Source organism: Streptomyces cellostaticus (assembly GCF_023630175.1).
Lineage (GTDB): Bacteria > Actinomycetota > Actinomycetes > Streptomycetales > Streptomycetaceae > Streptomyces > Streptomyces cellostaticus_A.
Map to the genome: position 1 here is coordinate 81,180 of NZ_JALLIN010000021.1, position 14,894 is coordinate 96,073.

15 protein-coding genes and 2 riboswitches are annotated in these 14,894 nt (G+C 71.4%); of the genes, 8 read left to right on the plus strand and 7 right to left on the minus strand.

What is annotated here, in order from left to right; all coding sequences use genetic code 11:
• Window positions 1–58: 58 nt before the first annotated feature.
• From MXD57_RS15555 to MXD57_RS15570, 4 genes are all read right to left on the minus strand, one after another.
• Window positions 59–1,057 carry an ABC transporter permease gene (locus MXD57_RS15555; RefSeq protein WP_250402023.1) on the minus strand — a complete coding sequence of 333 codons (999 nt, stop codon included), beginning with the start codon at window positions 1,055–1,057 and terminating at the stop codon, window positions 59–61.
• A gap of 349 nt (window positions 1,058–1,406) precedes the next feature.
• On the minus strand, window positions 1,407–2,192 hold the full coding sequence (locus MXD57_RS15560; RefSeq protein ID WP_284505627.1) for an enhanced serine sensitivity protein SseB C-terminal domain-containing protein: 786 nt from the start codon (window positions 2,190–2,192) through the stop codon (window positions 1,407–1,409).
• 197 nt (window positions 2,193–2,389) lie between these two features.
• A complete protein-coding gene (locus MXD57_RS15565; protein WP_250402025.1) occupies window positions 2,390–3,184 on the minus strand; it encodes an enhanced serine sensitivity protein SseB in 795 nt (264 codons plus the stop codon).
• A gap of 65 nt (window positions 3,185–3,249) precedes the next feature.
• On the minus strand, window positions 3,250–3,927 hold the full coding sequence (locus tag MXD57_RS15570) for an AAA family ATPase (RefSeq protein WP_250402055.1): 678 nt from the start codon (window positions 3,925–3,927) through the stop codon (window positions 3,250–3,252).
• Between the two features lie 179 nt (window positions 3,928–4,106).
• Window positions 4,107–4,204, plus strand: a riboswitch (glycine riboswitch).
• Window positions 4,205–4,318, plus strand: a riboswitch (glycine riboswitch). It abuts the riboswitch before it with no gap.
• 43 nt (window positions 4,319–4,361) lie between these two features.
• On the opposite strand from MXD57_RS15570, the gene gcvT reads away from it, so the two are divergent.
• The 4 genes from gcvT (at window position 4,362) to MXD57_RS15590 (ending at window position 8,722) form a co-directional block, all read left to right on the plus strand.
• Window positions 4,362–5,489: a glycine cleavage system aminomethyltransferase GcvT gene (gcvT, locus tag MXD57_RS15575; RefSeq protein ID WP_250402026.1), complete on the plus strand. Its 1,128-nt coding sequence runs from the start codon at window positions 4,362–4,364 to the stop codon at window positions 5,487–5,489.
• Window positions 5,490–5,605: 116 nt separating this feature from the next.
• Window positions 5,606–5,983 carry a glycine cleavage system protein GcvH gene (gene gcvH, locus MXD57_RS15580; protein ID WP_250402027.1) on the plus strand — a complete coding sequence of 126 codons (378 nt, stop codon included), beginning with the start codon at window positions 5,606–5,608 and terminating at the stop codon, window positions 5,981–5,983.
• A gap of 14 nt (window positions 5,984–5,997) precedes the next feature.
• A complete protein-coding gene (gene glyA / locus MXD57_RS15585) occupies window positions 5,998–7,275 on the plus strand; it encodes a serine hydroxymethyltransferase (RefSeq protein WP_250402028.1) in 1,278 nt (425 codons plus the stop codon).
• A gap of 79 nt (window positions 7,276–7,354) precedes the next feature.
• On the plus strand, window positions 7,355–8,722 hold the full coding sequence (locus MXD57_RS15590; RefSeq protein WP_250402029.1) for an L-serine ammonia-lyase: 1,368 nt from the start codon (window positions 7,355–7,357) through the stop codon (window positions 8,720–8,722).
• A 95-nt stretch (window positions 8,723–8,817) separates the two neighbouring features.
• On the opposite strand, the gene MXD57_RS15595 is transcribed toward MXD57_RS15590, so the two are convergent.
• The gene (locus MXD57_RS15595; RefSeq protein WP_250402030.1) at window positions 8,818–10,578 is read right to left on the minus strand and encodes a M28 family peptidase; all 1,761 of its coding nucleotides are present in this window, start codon (window positions 10,576–10,578) and stop codon (window positions 8,818–8,820) included.
• Window positions 10,579–10,969: 391 nt separating this feature from the next.
• Here MXD57_RS15595 and MXD57_RS31535 point away from each other — a divergent pair, with 391 nt between their 5' ends.
• From MXD57_RS31535 to MXD57_RS15610, 4 genes are all read left to right on the plus strand, one after another.
• Entirely contained in the window at window positions 10,970–11,095 is a 126-nt protein-coding gene (locus tag MXD57_RS31535; protein ID WP_284505610.1) for a hypothetical protein, read from the plus strand.
• Window positions 11,096–11,120: 25 nt separating this feature from the next.
• Window positions 11,121–11,981, plus strand: a complete 861-nt coding sequence (locus tag MXD57_RS15600) for a helix-turn-helix transcriptional regulator (protein ID WP_250402031.1) — start codon at window positions 11,121–11,123, stop codon at window positions 11,979–11,981.
• 81 nt (window positions 11,982–12,062) lie between these two features.
• On the plus strand, window positions 12,063–13,094 hold the full coding sequence (locus MXD57_RS15605; protein WP_250402032.1) for a phosphatidylinositol-specific phospholipase C domain-containing protein: 1,032 nt from the start codon (window positions 12,063–12,065) through the stop codon (window positions 13,092–13,094).
• A 147-nt stretch (window positions 13,095–13,241) separates the two neighbouring features.
• Window positions 13,242–13,796 (plus strand): glycoside hydrolase family 25 protein, encoded by a 555-nt coding sequence (locus MXD57_RS15610; protein WP_250402033.1) that lies wholly within the window; start codon window positions 13,242–13,244, stop codon window positions 13,794–13,796.
• Between the two features lie 16 nt (window positions 13,797–13,812).
• Here the strand turns inward: MXD57_RS15610 and MXD57_RS15615 are convergent, their stop codons facing one another.
• Together MXD57_RS15615 and MXD57_RS15620 are read right to left on the minus strand one after the other, a co-directional pair.
• Window positions 13,813–14,499, minus strand: coding sequence for an NADPH-dependent F420 reductase (locus MXD57_RS15615; protein ID WP_284505612.1), 687 nt, complete (start codon window positions 14,497–14,499; stop codon window positions 13,813–13,815).
• 149 nt (window positions 14,500–14,648) lie between these two features.
• Window positions 14,649–14,861, minus strand: a complete 213-nt coding sequence (locus MXD57_RS15620) for an EF-hand domain-containing protein (RefSeq protein ID WP_250402056.1) — start codon at window positions 14,859–14,861, stop codon at window positions 14,649–14,651.
• Window positions 14,862–14,894: the final 33 nt, after the last annotated feature.

Sequence of the window (14,894 nt, forward strand, 5' to 3'; positions counted from 1 at the left end):
ATGGGTGCTTTCCCCTCCATTGTCGGAAACTTTTCGGGCTCTCGGGTGGTCGCGGGCCTCAGCGGCTGCGCGGGTCGAGAGCGTCGCGGAGACCGTCGCCCAGCAGATTGAACGCCAGGACGGTCACGAAGATGGCGAGACCGGGCACGATCATGAACTCGGGATCGACCTGGTAGTAGGTGACCGCTTCGCGGAGCATGCCGCCCCAGGAGGCCTGCGGCGGCTGGATGCCGACACCGAGGAAGCTCAGGGACGCCTCGAAGAGGATGTTGGTCGGGATGAGCAGCGTCGAGTAGACGATGATCGGGCCGACCAGGTTCGGCATCAGCTCCCGGAACAGGATGTACGGGCCCTTGGCGCCCATGCCGCGGGAGGCGTCCACGAACTCGCGCTCACGCAGGGCGAGGGTCTGGCCGCGCACGATCCGGCCCAGGTAGGGCCAGTTGAAGAAGCCGATGACGAAGATCAGCACGCTCAGGTGGAGCGGGAGCCCGTTGAGGCCGAACGCGCCGCCCTGCAGTGTGGCGGAGATCGCGATGGCGAACAGCAGGAGGGGGAAGGCGAGGAAGGTGTCCATCAGGCGGCTGATGATGTTGTCGACCCGGCCGCCGTAGTAACCGGCGACGACGCCCATGATGGCGCCGATCACGTTGGACAGGACCGTGGCGCCGAAGGCGACCACGAGCGACACCCAGGAGCCCTCCAGCACACGGGTGGCGATGTCCCGGCCGAACTTCGGGTCCACACCGAGCGGGTGGTCCGCGCTCATGCCGCCCCAACTGCCCTTGGGCAGCGAGGTGTCGGGGGTGATCAGATCCTGGTGGAAGGCGTTGGGGTCGAGCCCGAACAGGGCCTGCAGGGGCCGGGAGAGGACGGCCAGCGCGATGAGCAGGACGACGATGACGCCACCCGTCACGGCGACCTTGTCCTTCTTGAATCTCGACCAGGCGATCTGCCCAAGGGAACGACCCTCGATCCGCCCCTTATCGGCACCCTCGAGCACAGCTTCCGGCTGTGCCTCGGCTGCCGCCCCGGTGGTCTCGATCGGTGCGGTCACAGTGACCCGACCCCTCTCGCCGGTGGTGACCGGCCTGCGCCTGCCGCGGTTTGCGGCTTTGTCGACTTGCCTCGATCGCGAGGTTCGACCTCACGTCTGAATCGCGAGTCTTCAGCTTCTCCGCGATCACCCGCCAGAGCTGACGGGGAATGTATGCGCAACCGTGATGCAGTCCAGGGGATTCCGTTATCCGATCACGGGGTAACGGCCACCGGACGGAGGACACTTGGGGTGGAACGGGGATTACGCTCCAATCGGGCGAATCACCGTTCTTCTACGCGCGGAGAAGTCCACCTCGCGTACGATTTCTCCACCACCGTCCAAGTGGCGGACGCCGTCGCCCGGTTGTTCAGAAGCCCCCGCGGACCGGCGGGTAGCCGTAACGTGGGGCCGGCGCCTGGGGCTGCGGCGGGCCGTGCGGCTGGGGCTGGGGCACGGCCGCGTGCGCGTCGCGATCGTAGAACGGGCGGGCGTTGGCCCGCATCCACAGCACCACCGGGTCGTAGTCGTCGGTCATCGCGACCGTCGACACCGGCAGCCCCTCCGGCACCGCGCCGACGGACTGCTGCATCATCGCGCGCACCGAGTCGACGGCGGCGGGCGAGGTGTCGTACACGTCCAGGCCGATGGCGAGGTACGGCGCGCCGAGCGCCGGCTGCACCCAGGCGCGGCGCAGCGAGCGCAGGGCCGGGGTGCGGTGGGCGTTCTGCACGAGCAGGGCGTAGAACTGGGCGACGTCGATGCCGGGTTCGGAGAGCCGCAGAGGACCGGCGGGCTGGCGGTCCAGACCGGTGGCGATGCGGCGCAGGTCCAGCCAGGGGATGCCGACGCCGCCGCCCGGGGCGTGCGGGTTGAGCCAGAGGCCGTAGTGGTCGGGGTACAGGGTGCGGGCCACGTCGAGTGCGTCGACGACCTCGTAGGAGCGGTTCCAGCCACTCGCCGAGAGTTCCTGCGCGGAGGTCACACAGGGGGCGTAGCCGGAGCCGTCGACCTCCATGTTCCCGTACTGGGCGTCCGCGGAGCCGGCCTGGCCGTGCCACAGCAGCATCCAGATCTGGCCGGAGGAAGGGGTGGCGAGGGCCCGCAGCAGTGCCTCGTAGGCGTCGTAGCGGCCGGGGGTGACCTGGCGCAGCATGTTCTCGACGCTGCCGCTTGGGCTCGCGCTCACCTGTCCTACCGCCCCTTCGATTCTCGCCCCGTGTTCAGGGACAGCTTAAGCGCCCCATGGCCCGGGGCCCTGTGTTCGTGCGCGGGGACGGGTGGTCCGTGCCCGGTCGTGCCCCGCGGCGCCGCCGCTCGCCGGTACCGCCCCGCGCCGCCGGGGCCGGCCGGTCAGTGGCCGTACTGGTAGAAGGGGCGGACGTTGGATTTGAGCCAGGTGGCCACCGGGTCGTCCGTGACGTCCAGGAGAACGAGGCTGACCTGCCATGCGACCGGGGCCCTGCCCAGGGCGCGGCCGAGGGCCTCCAGGGGAAGGGCCCGCAGGTCGCCCTCCCGCTGGGAGAGCTCCACACCCACGAACATCACCGGGTCCGCCGTCTCGACGGCGGCGAGGCAGCGTCGGGCCGTGACCACCACGCCGGTGCCGGCGAACTCGGCCGAGGCGGCGGAGAGGAAGTCGACCGGGTCGTCCTGCCAGTCGGGCTCGAAGAGACGGACCCGGCCGCCGGTGGCGGGGCCGTCGAGCGGGGTGTGGCCGGTGCGGCAGAGTTCGGCCACCGCCTCGGGCGGCAGCGGCAGCCCGACCACCCCGTCGGGGTTCACCAGGATGCCCGCCTGCGGGGGCAGGCCGCGGGCGAACTCCACCGCCGGGGCGACGGTGTACGACATGTGGGAGCCGGCGGCCAGGCGGAGCTGTTCCTCGGAGCTGAAGACCGGGACGTACACCTGGCCCTCGATCTCCGTCGTGGGCAGGTCCAGCGGGCCGCTGTGCGGGCCGCCGCCGTTGGGCAGCGGTATCCACAGCAGGCTGCGGCCCAGCACCTCGGCGATCCGGCCGCCCGCGCCGGGTATGCCGAGGGAGGCCGAGAGCACCTCCTCCAGTTCGTTGCCGGGCCAACCGCCGTGCGGGTGGGGGTGTGTCTGTGCCGGGAAGTCCGCGGGAAGGTCCGCCGCCGAGAAGTCCATCTGCCTGCCGCCTGCTGGGAACCACTGCTGTGGTCCAAAAGGCTAGCGGGTGGTCGTGACGGCGCTCAGCCGGATCGGCCGGCGAAGCCGATGCGGCGCAGCACGTCCGCGGCGTCCCGGTCCAGCAGCACCGCCGAACCGCAGCCGGCGGGCGGCTCTCCCCGCTCGGCGGCGCGCAGCAGCCGGGCCGCCGAACGGCGGTGGCGGCGGAAGGCGTAGCGGGAGACGCCGCGGCCGCGCTCGCGCTGGCCCGCGCGGGCGGTCGCGGCGGTGACGTCGAGCAGGAGCAGGTGCAGGGTGCCGCCGCGGCGCCGGGCCGCGCGGGCCAGCCAGCCGCGCACCCAGGCCTGGGTGCCGCAGTCGTGCACGACGACGCCCTCGCCGGTGGCGAGGGCGCGGCGCAGTCCGGCGTAGTGGGCGAGCCGGACCAGGGGGCGGTACAGCGCGTACGGGAGGAAGCGGGGCGCGCGGGCGTCCCAGCGGTCGCGGGTGTCCTGGGAGTCGACGCGGCGGCCGGGGACGGCCCGGTGCATCAGGGTGGACTTGCCGCTGCCGGGCAGCCCGGTGACCACCACCAGGTCGCGAGGACCGAAGACCAGGTCGTGCGGGCTGCGCCCGGCGCGCTCGCGCAGGTCGCGGACGACCGGGGCGGGACGCTCGGCGCAGCGCTCGCGGGCCGGGGCAAAGGGCTGCTTCGGCACCGCGAGACCGGTGGTGGCGGCGTAGGCCGTGGTCCTGTTCACCGTCATCGTCCTCCCCTTGTGGACTCGGAACACTCTTTGCCCACCGAATGTAAAGAGGAGGTAATGCGCTGGTCCAGGGGTCGGATGCGCGTTCCGCCACGGCCCGGTTACGGATGCGGGCCCTGACGGGGCGGGGCGCGGCGTGCAATGATGTGCGCGCCAACTGCATACCGGCCGCTTGAATCCGCGCGGGAGAGTTCCCAGCCAGCTCCGCTGGGACGCCGAAGGAGCAAGTCCCTCCCTTGAATCTCTCAGGCCCCGTTACCGCGCGGGCGAGGCACATCTGAAAAGCGGGCCGCTGCGACAGTGGCTCCACCCAAGGTGCAAGCCGTGACCACTCCTCGCGAGGATCACGGCGAACCTCTCAGGTTCCGATGACAGATGGGGAGGAACGTTCCTCGCCTGTCATACCTGCCCTGGGAGACGACCGACCGATGAGCAGTACCGAACCCTCCGGACCGCGCCGTACCGCGCTCGACGCCCTGCACCGCTCGCTCGGCGCGACGATGACCGACTTCGCCGGCTGGGACATGCCGCTGCGCTACGGATCCGAGCGCGACGAGCACCTCGCCGTGCGGACCAAGGCCGGTCTCTTCGACCTCTCCCACATGGGCGAGATCACCGTGACCGGGCCGCAGGCGGCCGGCCTGCTGAACTTCGCCCTGGTGGGCAACATCGCCTCCGTCGGTGTCGGCCGCGCCCGGTACACCATGATCTGCCGGGCCGACGGCGGCATCCTGGACGACCTGATCGTCTACCGCCTGGCCGAACACGAGTACATGGTCGTCGCCAACGCCTCCAACGCCCAGGTGGTGCTGGACGCGCTGACCGAGCGTGCCGCGGGCTTCGACGCCGAGGTGCGCGACGACCGGGACGCCTACGCGCTGCTCGCGGTCCAGGGCCCCGAGTCCCCCGGCATCCTGAAGTCGCTGACCGACGCCGACCTCGACGGCCTGAAGTACTACGCGGGCCTGCCCGGCACGGTGGCCGGCGTCCCCGCGCTGATCGCGCGCACGGGCTACACCGGCGAGGACGGCTTCGAGCTGTTCGTGAAGCCGGAGCACGCCGTGGAGCTGTGGCAGGCGCTGACCGCGGCGGGCGAGGCCGCCGGTCTGGTGCCGTGCGGCCTGTCCTGCCGGGACACGCTGCGCCTCGAGGCGGGCATGCCGCTGTACGGACACGAGCTGACCACCTCCCTGACGCCCTTCGACGCCGGGCTCGGCCGAGTGGTGAAGTTCGAGAAGGAGGGCGACTTCGTGGGCCGCGAGGCGCTGGCCGGGGCGGCCGCCGGGGCCGAGCAGAACCCGCCGCGGGTGCTCGTCGGCCTGGTCGCCGAGGGCCGCCGGGTGCCGCGCGCCGGATACCCCGTCGTCGCGGGTGGCGCGGTGATCGGCGAGGTCACCTCCGGGGCCCCCTCCCCCACCCTGGGCAGGCCGATCGCGATGGCGTACGTCGACGCGGCGCACGCGACGCCGGGCACCGAGGGTGTCGGCGTGGACATCCGGGGCAGCCACGAGCCGTACGAGGTCGTGGCGCTCCCCTTCTACAAGCGCCAGAAGTAGACACTGGGCGCGGTCCGTCCACCGGACGTGACCCTGCGCACATCCCCGCTGCCCAGCAGCAGGTCCAGCAGTCCCCCATTCATCAGCACTCCCGCGCGTACAGGAGAATTCAGGCCATGAGCAACCCCCAGCAGCTGCGCTACAGCAAGGAGCACGAGTGGCTGTCGGCCGCCGAGGACGGCGTCTCGACGGTCGGCATCACCGAGTTCGCGGCCAACGCGCTCGGCGACGTGGTCTACGCCCAGCTCCCCGAGGTCGGTTCCACGGTGTCCGCGGGCGAGACCTGCGGCGAACTGGAGTCGACCAAGTCGGTCTCGGACCTGTACTCCCCGGTCACCGGTGAGATCACCGAGATCAACGAGGACGTCGTCAACGATCCGTCCCTGGTGAACTCGGCCCCCTTCGAGGGCGGCTGGCTGTTCAAGGTACGCGTCACCGAGGAGCCGGCCGACCTGCTCTCCTCCGACGAGTACACCGCCCAGAACGCCGGCTGAGGAGTCGCAGCCCCATGACCGTCCTGAACACGTCCCTGCACGAGCTGGACCCGGAGATCGCCGCCGCGGTCGACGCCGAGCTGAACCGCCAGCAGTCGACGCTGGAGATGATCGCCTCGGAGAACTTCGCGCCGCTCGCGGTGATGGAGGCCCAGGGCTCGGTGCTGACCAACAAGTACGCGGAGGGCTACCCGGGCCGCCGCTACTACGGCGGCTGCGAGCACGTGGACGTCGCCGAGCAGATCGCCATCGACCGGATCAAGGAGCTGTTCGGCGCCGAGTACGCCAACGTCCAGCCCCACTCCGGCGCCTCCGCGAACCAGGCGGCCCTGTTCGCCCTCGCCCAGCCCGGGGACACCATCCTCGGCCTGGACCTGGCGCACGGCGGCCACCTCACCCACGGGATGCGGCTGAACTTCTCCGGCAAGCAGTTCGACGTGGTCGCCTACCACGTCGACGAGGCCGGCCTGGTCGACATGGCCGAGGTCGAGCGGCTGGCCAAGGAGCACCGCCCGAAGGTGATCATCGCCGGCTGGTCGGCGTACCCGCGGCAGCTCGACTTCGCCGAGTTCCGCCGGATCGCCGACGAGGTCGAGGCGTACCTGTGGGTCGACATGGCGCACTTCGCGGGCCTGGTCGCGGCGGGTCTGCACCCGAACCCGGTCGCGTACGCGGACGTGGTCACCTCCACCACCCACAAGACCCTCGGCGGGCCGCGCGGCGGCATCATCCTGGCGAAGAAGGAGTTCGCGAAGAAGCTGAACTCGTCCGTCTTCCCGGGCTTCCAGGGCGGTCCCCTGGAGCACGTGATCGCGGCCAAGGCGGTCTCGTTCAAGGTCGCCGCCTCCGAGGAGTTCAAGGAGCGCCAGCACCGTACGGTGGAAGGCGCGCGCATCCTCGCCGAGCGGCTGACCGCCGCCGACACCCGCGCGGCCGGGGTCAACGTGCTGTCCGGCGGTACGGACGTGCACCTGATCCTGGTGGACCTGCGTGAGTCCGAGCTGGACGGGCAGCAGGCCGAGGACCGGCTCCACGCGGTCGGCATCACGGTCAACCGCAACGCCGTCCCGAACGACCCGCGTCCCCCGATGGTGACCTCGGGCCTGCGCATCGGTACGCCGGCCCTGGCGACCCGCGGCTTCACCGCCGGCGACTTCACCGAGGTCGCCGACGTGATCGCCGAGACCCTCAAGGCGCCGTCCCCCTTCGAGGGGGCCGACGTGGAGGGTCTCAAGGCCCGGGTGAAGGCCCTGGCCGACAAGCACCCGCTGTACCCGGGTCTGAACAAGTAAGTCCGTTTCACCGGGCACCGCGCACACTGGAACATGTGCGCGGTGCCGCACCCGCACCACCCCGTATTGAGGAGTTTCCGTGGCCATCTCGGTCTTCGACCTGTTCTCGATCGGCATCGGCCCGTCCAGCTCCCACACGGTCGGCCCGATGCGCGCGGCGCGCATGTTCGCCCGCAGGCTGCGCAACGAGGACCTGCTGGACTCCGTCGCCGCGGTGCGCTGCGAGCTGTACGGCTCGCTCGGCGCGACCGGCCACGGCCACGGCACCCCGAAGGCGGTGCTGCTCGGTCTGGAGGGCGCCTCGCCGCGCACGGTGGACGTGGAGTCGGCCGACGAGCGGGTGGAGGGGATCAGGCGGTCGGGCCGCCTCTCGCTGCTCGGCGAGCACGAGATCGCGTTCTCCTTCGACGACGACCTGGTGCTGCACCGCCGCGAGGCGCTGCCCTACCACGCCAACGGCATGACGGTGTGGGCGTACGACGCGGCCGGCACGGAGCTGCTCGCCAAGACGTACTACTCGGTCGGCGGCGGCTTCGTCGTGGACGAGGACGCGGTCGGCGCGGACCGCATCGTGCTGGACGACACGGTCCTGAAGTACCCCTTCCGCACCGGTGACGAGCTGCTGCGCCTGACCCGGGAGACGGGTCTGTCGATCTCCTCCCTGATGCTGGAGAACGAGCGCGCCTGGCGCACCGAGGACGAGATCCGGGCGGGCCTGCTGGAGATATGGCGGGTCATGCGCGAGTGCGTCCAGCGGGGCATGACCCGGGAGGGCATCCTGCCCGGCGGCCTGAAGGTGCGCCGCCGTGCGGCCGTCTCGGCCCGCCAGCTTCGCGCCGAGGGCGACCCGCTCGCACACGCGATGGAGTGGATCACGCTCTACGCGATGGCGGTGAACGAGGAGAACGCGGCCGGCGGCCGCGTGGTCACCGCCCCGACGAACGGCGCGGCGGGCATCATCCCGGCGGTCCTGCACTACTACATCAACTTCGTGCCGGGCGCCGACGAGGACGGCGTGGTCCGCTTCCTGCTCGCCGCCGGTGCGATCGGCATGCTCTTCAAGGAGAACGCCTCCATCTCCGGCGCCGAGGTCGGCTGCCAGGGCGAGGTCGGCTCCGCCTGCTCCATGGCCGCCGGCGCCCTCGCCGAGGTGCTCGGCGGCAGCCCCGAGCAGGTCGAGAACGCGGCCGAGATCGGTATGGAGCACAACCTCGGCCTGACCTGCGACCCGGTGGGCGGCCTGGTCCAGATCCCGTGCATCGAGCGCAACGGCATGGCCGCGGTGAAGGCGGTCACCGCGGCGAAGATGGCGATGCGCGGCGACGGCTCGCACAAGGTGTCCCTGGACAAGGTCATCAAGACGATGAAGGACACGGGCGCGGACATGTCGGTCAAGTACAAGGAGACGGCCCGCGGCGGGCTCGCGGTGAACATCATCGAGTGCTGACCGGACGGGCCCGCGCGGTGCGCCCGGGCCGGGCGTAACGGAGGAGGCGGGCGCCCCGAGGGCCCGCCTCCCTCGCCGTTCTCCCGGGTGGCCGATCAGCCGGTCGTCAGCGTGACGTCGTCGACGACGAAGCTGGTCTGGAGGCTGACGTCCTCTGAGGCCGTGAAGGTTAGCGTGATCTGCCGGCCGGTGTACTGGCTCAGGTCAACCGTGCGTTCGGTGTACCCGGCGGCCGCGTTGACGTTGGAGTACGTCTGCTTCGCGGTCCCGTCGACCTTGACCTGGAAGGTGTCGTACACCGTGGAGCCCGACTCGCCGGTGTCGATGTGCAGCCAGTACTTCAGGGTCGCCCTGGTGCAGCCGGCCGGGATCGTCACCGTCTGGTTGATCGTGTCGGTGGCCGTGCGGCCGTAACCCGCCAGCCACGCGTAGCGGGTGCCGGAGTGCGGGGACCGGCCGCTGAACGCGCCGATCGCGCCGGTGTCCCCGGTCCACGGCGAAGTGCCGCTCTCGAAGCCGCCGTTGGAGACCACCTGCGAGGCCGTGCAGCCGCCGGCGCCGGTGACGGTCAGCGTGTACTGCGCGGTGTGCGTGGTGGAACCCGTACCGGTGATGGTGAGGTCGTACGTCCCCGGCGCCACGGAGGAGCCGACCGCGACCGTCGCCGTGGACGAGCCGCCGGAGGTCACCGAGGCCGGGCTGAAGGAGACCGTGACCCCGGCGGGCGCGCCCGAGGCGGACAGGCCGACCGTCTGGGCGGAGCCGTTGGTGGTGGCGGTGGACACGGTGGTGGTCAGCGAGGTGCCCGGGGCCGTGCTGCCCGTCGCGGGGCTCGCCGAGAGCGAGAAGTCGTCGGCCGGGACGGTGGCCGAGACCGCCCGCGTCCACAGGGTGTGGGCGACGCCGTCGGCGCTGCGGTTCAGCCCGGTGGCGTTGATGTTGCTCGTGGTGTCGCAGGAGGAGTGGTAGCAGCGGTCGTACGCGGCGTTCGCCGTGCCGCCCCACTTGGCCGCCTGCGCCGAGGTCTTGCGGGCGCTGGCGCCCATGGCGTAGCCGGAGGTGGGGATGCCGTAGCGCTCGAAGGAGTAGTCGTCGGAGCGGCCCGCACCCTCGGTGTTCTCCTCGGGCTGCAGGTTCAGCGAGTCCCAGTACGCCTTCATCGGAGCGGCGGCGGCCGAGGTGATGTGGTTGATGAAGTAGCCGCCGTTGGGCGAGGCGACCATGTCGAAGTTGTAGTACGCCTTGATCGCCGAGCGCTGCGCGGAGGACAGTGAACGGACGTAGAAGTCGGAGCCGTTGAGACCCTGCTCCTCGTCCGTCCACCAGCCGAAGCGCACCCGCCCCGCCATCGACGGGTCGGTCTCGGCGAGCTTCAGCGCGACCTCGAGGAGGGTGGCGCTGCCGGAGCCGTTGTCGTTGATGCCGGGTCCGGCGGAGACGCTGTCGAGGTGCGAGCCGAACATGTACACATTCGACGCGTCGCCGTGCGGCCACTCGGCGATCAGGTTGGGCCCGGCGCCGCTGCTGCAGCCGGAGGTGCAGGTCTGCTCGGTCACCGTGTAACCGGCGGCCTGGAGCTTGCCCTTCACGTAGGCGACCGAGTCGCGGTAGCCCTGCGTGGTCGATCTGCGGTTGCCGCCGTTGCGGTTCGCTATGGCGTTCAGTTCGGTCAGATGCGCCTGGACCCTGGTGACGTCGATGTCCGGCGCGGCCGCGGTGAGAGGCGCCGCAGCGGTCGCGGTGCGGGGGCCCTCGTGGGTCCCGGCGGCGCTCGCGGGGAGCGCCGCCAGGCCCAGTGCGGCAGCCAGGGTGACACCGGTCAGGGTCAGGCCGGTCGGGGAGATTCTTCGAAGCACCGTGTCTCCTTTGTGGGGTGGGAGGAAACGGGAGGCGGGCGTGGTGGGGCCGCGCCTCCCGGCCGATGCGGGTGGGGCGGGGATCCGGGTGAGCGGTCCCGCACCGTATGGAGCATGCGCATGCCAAGCCCGGGTCAAGCCTCGCCGCGCGGAACCGGCCGGATCCAGGGGCCGGGGCCCGACTCCTCCACAGCTCCCGGCACGGGGTGGGGCGGGGAGGCGCACCGGGGGCCACGAGGAGTTGGGCCGGCGGCGGCGAGGCTAACCGCCGTACGGTCCGACCGCTCCTGTCCGTTTCCGGCACGTCCACTTCCGGCCAGTGCGGCCGCCGGGCCCGTCCGCCCGCGCCACGTCCCTGGCCTCCTCCGGGAGGGGCTCGTATCGTGCGCGCATGCATGCGGCGCAGAACCCCTCGCACGACCGGCCGCCGGCCGCCGCCGAGGCGCGGGCCGCCTACCTGGCCATGGTCGAGCGGATCACGGCGTCGGGAGCCCGGGACACCACCGCCGAGCCGTGAGGAACTCCGGGGTATCTCCGCCGCGTTGGCCGGGTGGCTGGCCGAACGGCGGCTGCTCGAACCGGGCGCGGAGCGGCTGAGCACTCCGGACCGGGCCCTGCGGCACATCGTCTCCGAGCAGGGTCGCCGGCTGCGGGAGGCGGCCGAGACGGCCGGCCGGGACGCCGAGGCCCTGGACGACGTGCTGTCCCTGCTGACGGCCCCTCGGTTCGACGCCCGGGAGGCGGTGGAGGTCGAGTACTTCACGGACCGCGAGCGGACCCGGCGGCGGCTGGGGGAACTGGACGCCCTCAGCCGGGAGGAGTTCCTGGCGATGCGCAACTCCTTCCCCGACGCGCGGGTTCTGGATTCCAGCCTCGCCGGGGACCTGGAGATGCTGGCGAACGGCGTGCGGATGCGCATGCTGGCGTCCCAGCAGGCCGTCCGCCCGCAGGCGCCGGCCCGCTATCCGAGCGCGCTGTCCGACGCCGGGGCCGAGGTGCGGGTCGCCCCCACGGCGCCTCTCCACATGAACATCCTGGACCGGTCGGTCGTCATCATCGGGACGGGGCCGGGGCCGCAGGGGGAGGGCGGCGACGTCATCCTGCACTGCACGCCCGTCGCGCGGTGCTTCTGGAAGGTCTTCACCCACACCTGGGACCTCGCCCGGCCGCACACCCGACGCTCGCCCGGACGCGGGCGCGCCGGCCGCGAACTGTCCGCCCAGGAACGCGAGGTGCCGGCACTGCTGACCACCGGCGCCAGGGACGAGACCATCGCCCGGCGACTGGCCTGCTCGGACCGCACGCTGCGCCGCCTGATGAACCAGATCATGGAGAAACTGGGCACCTCCAGCCGCTTCGAGGCCGGAGTCACCGCCGCCCGCCTGGGCCTGCTGAGCCGATGATGTTCCTCCAGGGGCTACCCAGCGGTAACCGCACGCTTCTAGGCTTCCGCCAACTTGACCGCGATACAAGGGAGTTGGCGGATGCGCGGAGTGAGACGGGTGGTGGCGACCGCCGGGGCCGCCGCGGTGCTGGCGCTGGGGGCGGGCAACGCGGAGGCGCAGGCGCCCAGGTTCTCCGACGTCACGGCGATCGGGACGCACAACGCGTACGAGAAGGGCAAGTACACGTACTTCGCGCAGGCCCTGGACTCGGGGGCCTCGCTGCTCGAACTGGACGTCTACGTGGACAGCCTGACCCACCGGTGGCGGGTCAGCCACAGCAACCCGCTCGGCAACAACAACAACTGCGAGGCCGCGAAGAGCCCGGACGAGCTGTACGGCAAGAGCCGCAACCAGGACCTCGGCAGCTGCCTGGACAACATCGCGGCCTGGAACCGGCTCCACCCCGATCACCCGCCGATCATCTTCAAGGTGGAGATGAAGGTCGGCTTCAACGACCGGGCCGGGATGGGCCCGGACGAGTTCGACACCCTGGTGTCACGCAAGCTGGGCGACAGCGTGTTCCGGCCGGCCGACCTGCTGGGAGGCTCCCACGCCACCCTGGACGCGGCCGCCAGGGCGAACGCGTGGCCCTCCCGGGACGCCATGCGGGGCAAGTTCCTGTTCGAACTGATCCCGGGCACGGTGGAGCAGTCCAACCCGTTCGACCACTACTGGACCGACGAGGAGTACGGCGACCATCTGCGGAACCTGTCCGCGGCCGGGCAGATCTCCCGGGCCCAGGCGTTCCCCGCGGTACTGGGCGCCGAGAACGGTGATCCGCGCACCGGGCGGTACGACGCCTCGATCCGGCCCTGGTTCGTGTTCTTCGACGGGAACGCGGCGACGTACGTGAGCCGGGGCTACGACACCTCGTTCTACTCCGCGAACCACTACATCCTGATCACCACGGGTGCCGACGGGGTGTCCCCCGCGATCTCCTCGACCAACCCCACGGACGCCGAGGTCGCCGCCCGGCTCGCCCTGCTGGCCGAGAACCACGCCAGTGTCATCACCTCCGACTGGGCCGCCAAGCCGGCCTCGGTCCTGGGCTCGGTGACGACCCGGGGCTGATCCGGCACTCCCGAGCCGTGCGTCCCGGACCGGCGCCGACCGGGCGGCCGGCGAGGGCAGCCGGGAACGCGGGGGCGGATCTCTCGTGCCGGACGGGGCATACATGAGTCAACTCCTGTCACCCCACGGCACCCAGGGAGTCCCCCCATGCTGCACGGCATCGACGTGAGCGCGTACCAGTCCTCGTCCTACGGCACGGACGGCCTCTCCTTCGTCTTCATCAAGGCGACGGAGGGGCGTTCGTACGTCAACCCCCGGCTCTCCGCGCAGACCAGACACGGCCGTGCCGCGGGACTGGTCGTCGGCTACTACCACTTCCTGTGGCCGGGACACATCACCGCCCAGGCCGAGTACTTCGTCCGGCACGCCCCGGAGAAGGCGGGCGAACTGCTCGCCGCCGACTGGGAGACCACGGGCGAGGGCAGTCACGCCAGCAACGCGGAGAAGGACCTGTTCATCCGGACGGTGAAGCAACTGCGCCCGCACCACCGGGTGCTGCTGTACACCAACCGGGACTACTGGCTGAACAAGGACCGCACCTCCTACGCCGGTGACGGCCTGTGGATCGCCGACTACGTGAGCGCGGGCCACCCCCGCATCAAGGCCAGGTGGCGCTTCCACCAGTACACCAGCGAGCCCCACGACAAGGACGTGGCCGCCTTCTCGGACAAGGCCGCCCTGCGCAAGTGGGCCACGCCCTGACGCCGCCGTCGCCCGGTCAGCCGCGGAAGGCCGCCGGACGCTCCGGGGACGCCTCCGCGAGGGCCGCGCGAACCGCCTCGGCACCCGCCCGCAGGCCGTAGACCGGAGTGTCCGGCTGCTGACGCCAGGAGTCGTCGATGCCGCCCGCGTCGACCGTGTCGAAGCCCAGCTCGTCGATGAGGTCGCGGACGATCCGCTTGGCGGCCTCGTCGTCACCGGCGACCGGAAGCGCCATCCGCCCGGGGGTGCCGGCCGCCTGGGGACGGTCCAGGATGTCCTGGGCGTAGGTGCCGTTGAACGCCTTGACGACGGGGTGCCCGAGGTGCCGTTCGGTCCAGCGGCTCTCGGTCAGGCCCTCGTCCTCGATACCGGCGATCCGGCCGTCCCGCTGCTGCGGGTAGTAGTTGCCGGTGTCGATCACGGCCACGCCCTCGGCGGCGCCGGACAGCAGGCCGGAGGGGAGGCCGGGGACCGCCTTCAGGGGGACGGTGACCACGACGACCTCGGCGCCCTCGGCCGCCTCCTCCGCCCGTACCGCCCGCGCCCCGGTCTCCTCGGCCAGCGCCTTCAGGGTCTCCGGTCCCCGGGAGTTGGCCACGGACACGTCGTGACCGAGCGAGGTGAGGCGCCGGGTCAGGTTCCCGCCGATGTTGCCCGCGCCGATGATGCCGATCCTCATGACAGACCTCCCAGGTCCATGCATGTGCATGCTTCTGACCTGGGCGACAACCCCGGACCGCGCCGGGCTATTCCGGCCGGTACGGCGAATGGGTGTACGCGGGGCAGGTGGGAGGTGGGGCCCATGGCGAAGGGGGTGCGTCCCACGACGGGACGGCACCCCCCTCCGGCACGTCACTTGTTCAGGTAGGTCCAGAACTCGTCGAACGAAAGGACCTTGTCGCCGTTGAGGTCACGGGTCCGGATGACGGCCTCCGCCACCGTGTCGGTGACGTTCCAGTCACCCCCCTGGGCGAGGGCGGACTTGAACTCCGCCGCGGTGATGTAACCGTCACCGTTCGCGTCGATCCGCTGGAACTGCTTGCGTGCTTCCTCGATGTCCGCCACCGATCCGCCCCTTACGTTCGCGTTGCTCATGCC

What these genes read in the sequence shown, in the direction of transcription:
- MXD57_RS15605 (WP_250402032.1), top strand. Translation starts at nt 12,063, where the DNA reads ATGCGCGGAGTGAGACGGGTGGTGGCGACCGCCGGGGCCGCCGCGGTG.
- glyA (WP_250402028.1), top strand. Translation starts at nt 5,998, where the DNA reads ATGACCGTCCTGAACACGTCCCTGCACGAGCTGGACCCGGAGATCGCC.
- MXD57_RS15610 (WP_250402033.1), top strand. Translation starts at nt 13,242, where the DNA reads ATGCTGCACGGCATCGACGTGAGCGCGTACCAGTCCTCGTCCTACGGC.
- gcvT (WP_250402026.1), top strand. Translation starts at nt 4,362, where the DNA reads ATGAGCAGTACCGAACCCTCCGGACCGCGCCGTACCGCGCTCGACGCC.
- MXD57_RS31535 (WP_284505610.1), top strand. Translation starts at nt 10,970, where the DNA reads ATGCATGCGGCGCAGAACCCCTCGCACGACCGGCCGCCGGCCGCCGCC.
- MXD57_RS15565 (WP_250402025.1), bottom strand. Translation starts at nt 3,184, where the DNA reads ATGGACTTCTCGGCGGCGGACCTTCCCGCGGACTTCCCGGCACAGACA.
- MXD57_RS15560 (WP_284505627.1), bottom strand. Translation starts at nt 2,192, where the DNA reads ATGCTGCGCCAGGTCACCCCCGGCCGCTACGACGCCTACGAGGCACTG.
- gcvH (WP_250402027.1), top strand. Translation starts at nt 5,606, where the DNA reads ATGAGCAACCCCCAGCAGCTGCGCTACAGCAAGGAGCACGAGTGGCTG.
- MXD57_RS15615 (WP_284505612.1), bottom strand. Translation starts at nt 14,499, where the DNA reads ATGCATGGACCTGGGAGGTCTGTCATGAGGATCGGCATCATCGGCGCG.